The sequence below is a fragment of the Secundilactobacillus similis DSM 23365 = JCM 2765 genome (assembly GCF_001311075.1).
In the GTDB taxonomy this organism is placed as follows: domain Bacteria; phylum Bacillota; class Bacilli; order Lactobacillales; family Lactobacillaceae; genus Secundilactobacillus; species Secundilactobacillus similis.
This window is the reverse complement of sequence record NZ_BBAD01000127.1, coordinates 1-5,609: the sequence shown is the minus strand read 5'-3', so window position 1 is coordinate 5,609 and position 5,609 is coordinate 1. Positions and strand designations below refer to the sequence as shown.

At 39.3% G+C, this 5,609-nt stretch carries 3 protein-coding genes and 1 CRISPR repeat array; all 3 genes read right to left on the bottom strand.

What is annotated here, in order from left to right:
• Window positions 1–54: 54 nt before the first annotated feature.
• Window positions 55–1,260: direct repeats of the CRISPR family, unit length 34 nt; unit sequence ATTTCAATTCACGCACTCCTTTAGAGAGTGCGAT.
• Between the two features lie 226 nt (window positions 1,261–1,486).
• From cas7c to cas5c, 3 genes are read right to left on the bottom strand one after another with little or no spacing between them, the layout of a single operon-like run.
• Window positions 1,487–2,338, bottom strand: coding sequence for a type I-C CRISPR-associated protein Cas7/Csd2 (cas7c, locus tag JCM2765_RS15810; protein ID WP_225352141.1), 852 nt, complete (start codon window positions 2,336–2,338; stop codon window positions 1,487–1,489).
• A 43-nt stretch (window positions 2,339–2,381) separates the two neighbouring features.
• Window positions 2,382–4,265: a type I-C CRISPR-associated protein Cas8c/Csd1 gene (cas8c, locus tag JCM2765_RS15805; protein ID WP_054737509.1), complete on the bottom strand. Its 1,884-nt coding sequence runs from the start codon at window positions 4,263–4,265 to the stop codon at window positions 2,382–2,384.
• A gap of 2 nt (window positions 4,266–4,267) precedes the next feature.
• On the bottom strand, window positions 4,268–4,999 hold the full coding sequence (cas5c, locus tag JCM2765_RS15800; protein ID WP_054737508.1) for a type I-C CRISPR-associated protein Cas5c: 732 nt from the start codon (window positions 4,997–4,999) through the stop codon (window positions 4,268–4,270).
• Window positions 5,000–5,609 lie beyond the last annotated feature (610 nt).

Sequence of the window (5,609 nt, the reverse complement as noted above, 5' to 3'; positions counted from 1 at the left end):
ACTCCTTTAGAGAGTGCGATTGAAAAGCCTAACTCCATTTCAAGTTGACGTATAATTTCAATTCACGCACTCCTTTAGAGAGTGCGATATCACCAGAATCGCCATCACCATCGCTGGAATAGCCATTTCAATTCACGCACTCCTTTAGAGAGTGCGATCACGTCACAAACCGAATTAGATGGGTTAATGGTTATTTCAATTCACGCACTCCTTTAGAGAGTGCGATCGGTGACTTCAGTTCCCGTAGCGCCGGGCCATACTATTTCAATTCACGCACTCCTTTAGAGAGTGCGATTTACCGGTATCGTCAATCTGCACGTCTTCACCGGTATTTCAATTCACGCACTCCTTTAGAGAGTGCGATGGCACGTTAGACCAACGACACATTAAATGTCTGAATATTTCAATTCACGCACTCCTTTAGAGAGTGCGATATAGATGATTAAAACCGTTAGAGAGATACAAGGTATTTCAATTCACGCACTCCTTTAGAGAGTGCGATTCTATCCATGCTACGCTGTGGACGAATTGCGGGCTATTTCAATTCACGCACTCCTTTAGAGAGTGCGATAAGCCCACAACAGCTAGGAAATTGATAGCCATCGTATTTCAATTCACGCACTCCTTTAGAGAGTGCGATGCTGACTGACAGGCAGCTCTTAGACCAGCTAGAAACATTTCAATTCACGCACTCCTTTAGAGAGTGCGATCATCGACACCGCCTACTTGCACGATAACGCTGATATTTCAATTCACGCACTCCTTTAGAGAGTGCGATACTGGTTTACCAACCCGAGTGACGGTCCCACCATATTTCAATTCACGCACTCCTTTAGAGAGTGCGATCTGACGGTTCCGCCTATGTCAACGCTCGTGGGGCAATTTCAATTCACGCACTCCTTTAGAGAGTGCGATATCCTCATTCATTTTCTTGAATTTAGGCTCTAATTATTTCAATTCACGCACTCCTTTAGAGAGTGCGATTGGAGTTCTTATGATCTACATGGTGATGCTAATGCCATTTCAATTCACGCACTCCTTTAGAGAGTGCGATGCTTAATCAGTTCCAAGTTGAGTTCATAAATCACCTATTTCAATTCACGCACTCCTTTAGAGAGTGCGATGTTCGCCGGTTTCCCATCTTAATGGCTTATTTCCATTTCAATTCACGCACTCCTTTAGAGAGTGCGATTCAGGCACTCACGGTGTCGACAACACTCATAAATATTTCAATTCACGCACTCCTTTAGATAGTGCGATCCCAAGATATAGTATATCAGACGCTAGTTTAACTATATCTAGTGAGACGATTCAATATATAACAATCAACTAGTAAACAACCTGACAAAACTCACATAAATGTCAACTATTGCAGGTGCGAATCCCCCACAATAATTATGTGTACTAGAGGTCCGCACCTGCAATAATATTATTATTTGTCAATATGAACGACGTTATTTGGGTTGCTTTTTGGAAATTCTAAATTCTAATACCCACTAACAATGTCTCTTGTAACACCATTAACATCATTTAAATCTTCAATCGAAATCTTAACTTCATCAAATTTCCGTGCGCTCTCTGGAACTTCAACTTTTACGGATTCATGCAAAACATAAGGTGGTACCTTCCCTAGCATTGTGCTGTGCTCCCACCAGATTAGTTTCAGCACTGCCATTGATCCTTCTGGACGCGCAGATGAAGAATCATTTACGAACAATGTTGTTAATGCCTGCTTGAGATCTTCAGCATCTTCAACTGTGAAGCCGGTTTTCTGAGCCTGCTCAACATTAATAGACCCATTACATTGATAAATTGCAAACGGAACGGCAGCTTTTGTACCCATTGTATCGCTACCCTTACCTTCATCCTGTTCCAAATTAATTGACTTCGTGATTTGTTCTTCTTTAATTGTAACTGGCTCTGTTGTATAAGCAGCTTGCACAGACACAGGTCCACGAATACCAATTGAAACGCCATCAAGACCATCTTTAAGCTTCTTATTTGAAAACGGCATTACTTGTCCAAAAGCACGAACGTCCAACCAACTTGCGCACGAAGCTTGGATAAAAGCATCACGCCAATTGCTCTTCTTATCATTCTGTAACTTTATTGCTTCTAATACTTGATCACTCATCTTAACGCGATCTCTAATATTCATAACGCCATCTGTGATTCTTTCTTGCATTTGAACTAAAATCGATTTCCCCATATCTTGCCAACGATTACGAATTTTACGTTTAATTGCAACATCACTAATTTCACCATATCCATCCGCATTTACCCGTGGCCGATTTCCGTCTAAAGGATCGCCGTTTGGATTAGCATTTTTTACACCAATAACAATTGAAAATCGATTTTATGCTCTAATTTTGTCATTGTACTTATCCCTCCTGTGATTCATTCTTGGCATTCGATTTGGTTTTGCTATTTTCCTTATCAGCAACATGTTGCTGTGCAAAACCGGTTAAAAATCGCATACTTAATGGTTCATCGCTATTTCCATTACCTAACGCGTCAAGAATAGTGTTTACCTCATTTTCATAATAAGCTTGGCTCCCGCCAGATAGTGTGCCTAAATAGGATCTAACAACGCTCAAATAAATTCTCTTCCACGTTGTCCCTGGTTGTTCCGCGAAATTTGTCATAAATCTGTATGCCGTCGTTAACCGCTCAGATACATTATCATTTCTTTGCTGTTTTCTATATACTGCACTATTTTCAATTCGATCCGCAATTGCTAATAATCGACCAAATAGATATGAACGATCTGTTTCATTTCGATCTAGTCCCATGGTTCCCCCACCTTTCAAATGAACGTTATAGTGATATGCTGCAGTGTAGTTAAACAAATCGTTTTGCCACTGTTTCAATGAATCGTAACCTTGAGGATGAATTAATTTTCTAAATAGCGCTCGTAACAAATCTTCTGAAATAGCCTGTCCGTTAATAATGCTAATCATCAACTGACTTAATGCTCGTTTCAAAATAATATCCGCTCGTTGTCCGCCACGACCGTTGGTATAGGCACTTTGAACCAATCTTCGAGCACTTGGCGTCCAAACTGTTTGGGAATTGATTTGAAGGCTACAATTATTACCCCACATCTCCAGATTTTTCTTAAATGTGCCACCGACCATTGAATTATAATAGACCGTTGCCATTCGGCCAGTGGTTGCTGCATCTAAAAACATGGCATGAATAGTTCCGTTACCACTTAATTCATCTACATATCCCAATAACCTACTGTTATAGGACTGAGCAACCGCTTCACCTGTTTGAGGTTTATCTTCAATTTTTTTCTTTTTAACTAAAGACTGCAATAGGGCTGAACCACTGTAAACTGCACCTGTCGCTTTGGCTACTTTTTGATTTTCGTCAGATTCATCCGTCCAAAAAACAAAAACTCGAGTATCACTCTTCAACCCTTGACGTTGAATCAACCATTTCAATGCATGCGCCATTTTCTGCGATGATTCATATCCAGCGCTGTAAAATTCATCATCATGAAAGATTCCTCGGTAAGTAAAGTTGGCCGAATCATTAGCAGAAATTAGCTTAGCACCACTCGTAGCCGGATTGATATTTTTTTCATTTAATTTCGTGGTTGGTACCTTTTCTCCTGACAAGTAATCAATGTCAACAGGTTGTTCAACCGCTAATTTAGTTGCGTAAAAATCAATCCAAGATTGGAACATAGTTTGATCTTGCCAAATTACAGGTGCCTTTGGGTCTTGTTCCTTAACGTTAAACCGAACGAATAGATCCTTATCTTTTGAACTTAATTGTCCATTTTTCGCTAGTTCAATTTCACCGGCCTTAATCAGATCCTGCAACAATCTATTTTGTTGTTGATACTTAAAAACTGCCTGAATTTTAGGGTTCGTTTGAGCTGATTTTGCCCATTCACCTAATAATTTAATGTATAGTTCTCGAAAGACGGGTGCTTTTTTATCTGTCGGTGCATATTCTGCATAATCGCCAGCAACATACTTAATTTTATCTTGAAGTGGATGTGCTTCTGGTGCACTTGCCCTATTGGCCGATTTAATTGTCGCAGGAATTACAGTGGTGCTATCATCCTTGGAAACTTCACTCACCATAATAAACTCACCTTGGAGACTAAGTGTTACCTCTAATTGAACACCCACGGATACATGACTGGCTGGTAATAAAGTGTAAGGTTTATCAAAATTATCTAGTTCAAATTTACCAACCATACTTTGATTATTGTCATAGACTTTTACCAAATCCTGAAATATTGTCACTACTATTCACCTCCCTCCAACCGCGCCTCTAAATCGTTAACCGATTCAAACTGAGTTAAATCATGACCGCCAGTGTCTATGACCTTGCGAATTGGTCGTACGATTTGACAATCTTCCGGACGTTCAAACTCAATAATTCCTTTTCGCATGACGGGACGAGTAAATCTTGCCTCTAACATATCCCCTCCCGTTTCATTCGGATAGTTATAACCATGGAACATCAGTCCAAATGGAAAAGCAGTATTTTCATCATAATAACCAATGCCTTCACTAAAGTTAGTAGGTTTAACATATGCTTGGCATTCCCTGGTACCCAAAAATGTATCTCGACGTCCGCCCGCTTTAAGTGCTCGCTTAAAAATTGCCAAATGCTTTTTGTAATTACGGTCAGACGCTAAATCTTCACGCTGCAAATTCCATTCAATATGTGCTTGAACTTTGTATCTAACATTATACAAATAGGAATAATATGCGAGCGTGTTGTGATCCAATGCAAGTCGTTTATCGAGCGGACGAACTGCTTTGGAAGTAATTTGAATTTCATTCATCACTCTCAGTTTATCAATAACATATCGAATCGTCGGCTTCCAATATATGGACTCACATAAGCCAATTAGTGACTGATACGTTGGTATGTTATAGCTGAGTTTTTCCCCACCTCTAGACAGCGGGTCCGTGAACATGCTATTTTTCCCCCACACTTCAAATTCTACCGTGTTATTTTCGTATGACATAAAATACCTCCAATCTTAAAATCTTCTATTGTACCGTGTACTAGTTTTAAACAAATTTATTGTAACTCAATTTGTATCCGCTATCAATAAAAATAGATAGATTATTCTATTCAACTTAAAATTTTTTCATTATTCAGTGGTAAACACACTCAACATAGCAAAAAGGACTAGTTCTAAAATTAGAACTAGCCCTTTCACTGGGAACAGTAGCATTCCTATCTACGATTAACACAAGGTTAATGTTTTTTGGGAATGCCTGTTCCATCTACAATTCAGTAAACGGTCCAATAATTTCAATTCACGCATTCTCAAATGCGACACCACGCACTACCATATAATACGATTTAGCGAAGTGCTAACATCATACTATAATGCCTCAAAAATACTGAATACGCAACTATCGCTAGCGCAGTTAAACTAGTTCCTGTATTAAAAAAACCAATTCTCACAATATCAAAGGATCCTCAATATCCTGAACATCTTTCGTCCCTTCATGAATAATCTTAGATTGATAATGCTTTCCAAGATTATAAAACCGCAAGCTATCTCGATCCAAATAAATCAACAACAGCATCTAACTCTGCCCGCATTCTAGTAAACGCCAGAGTGT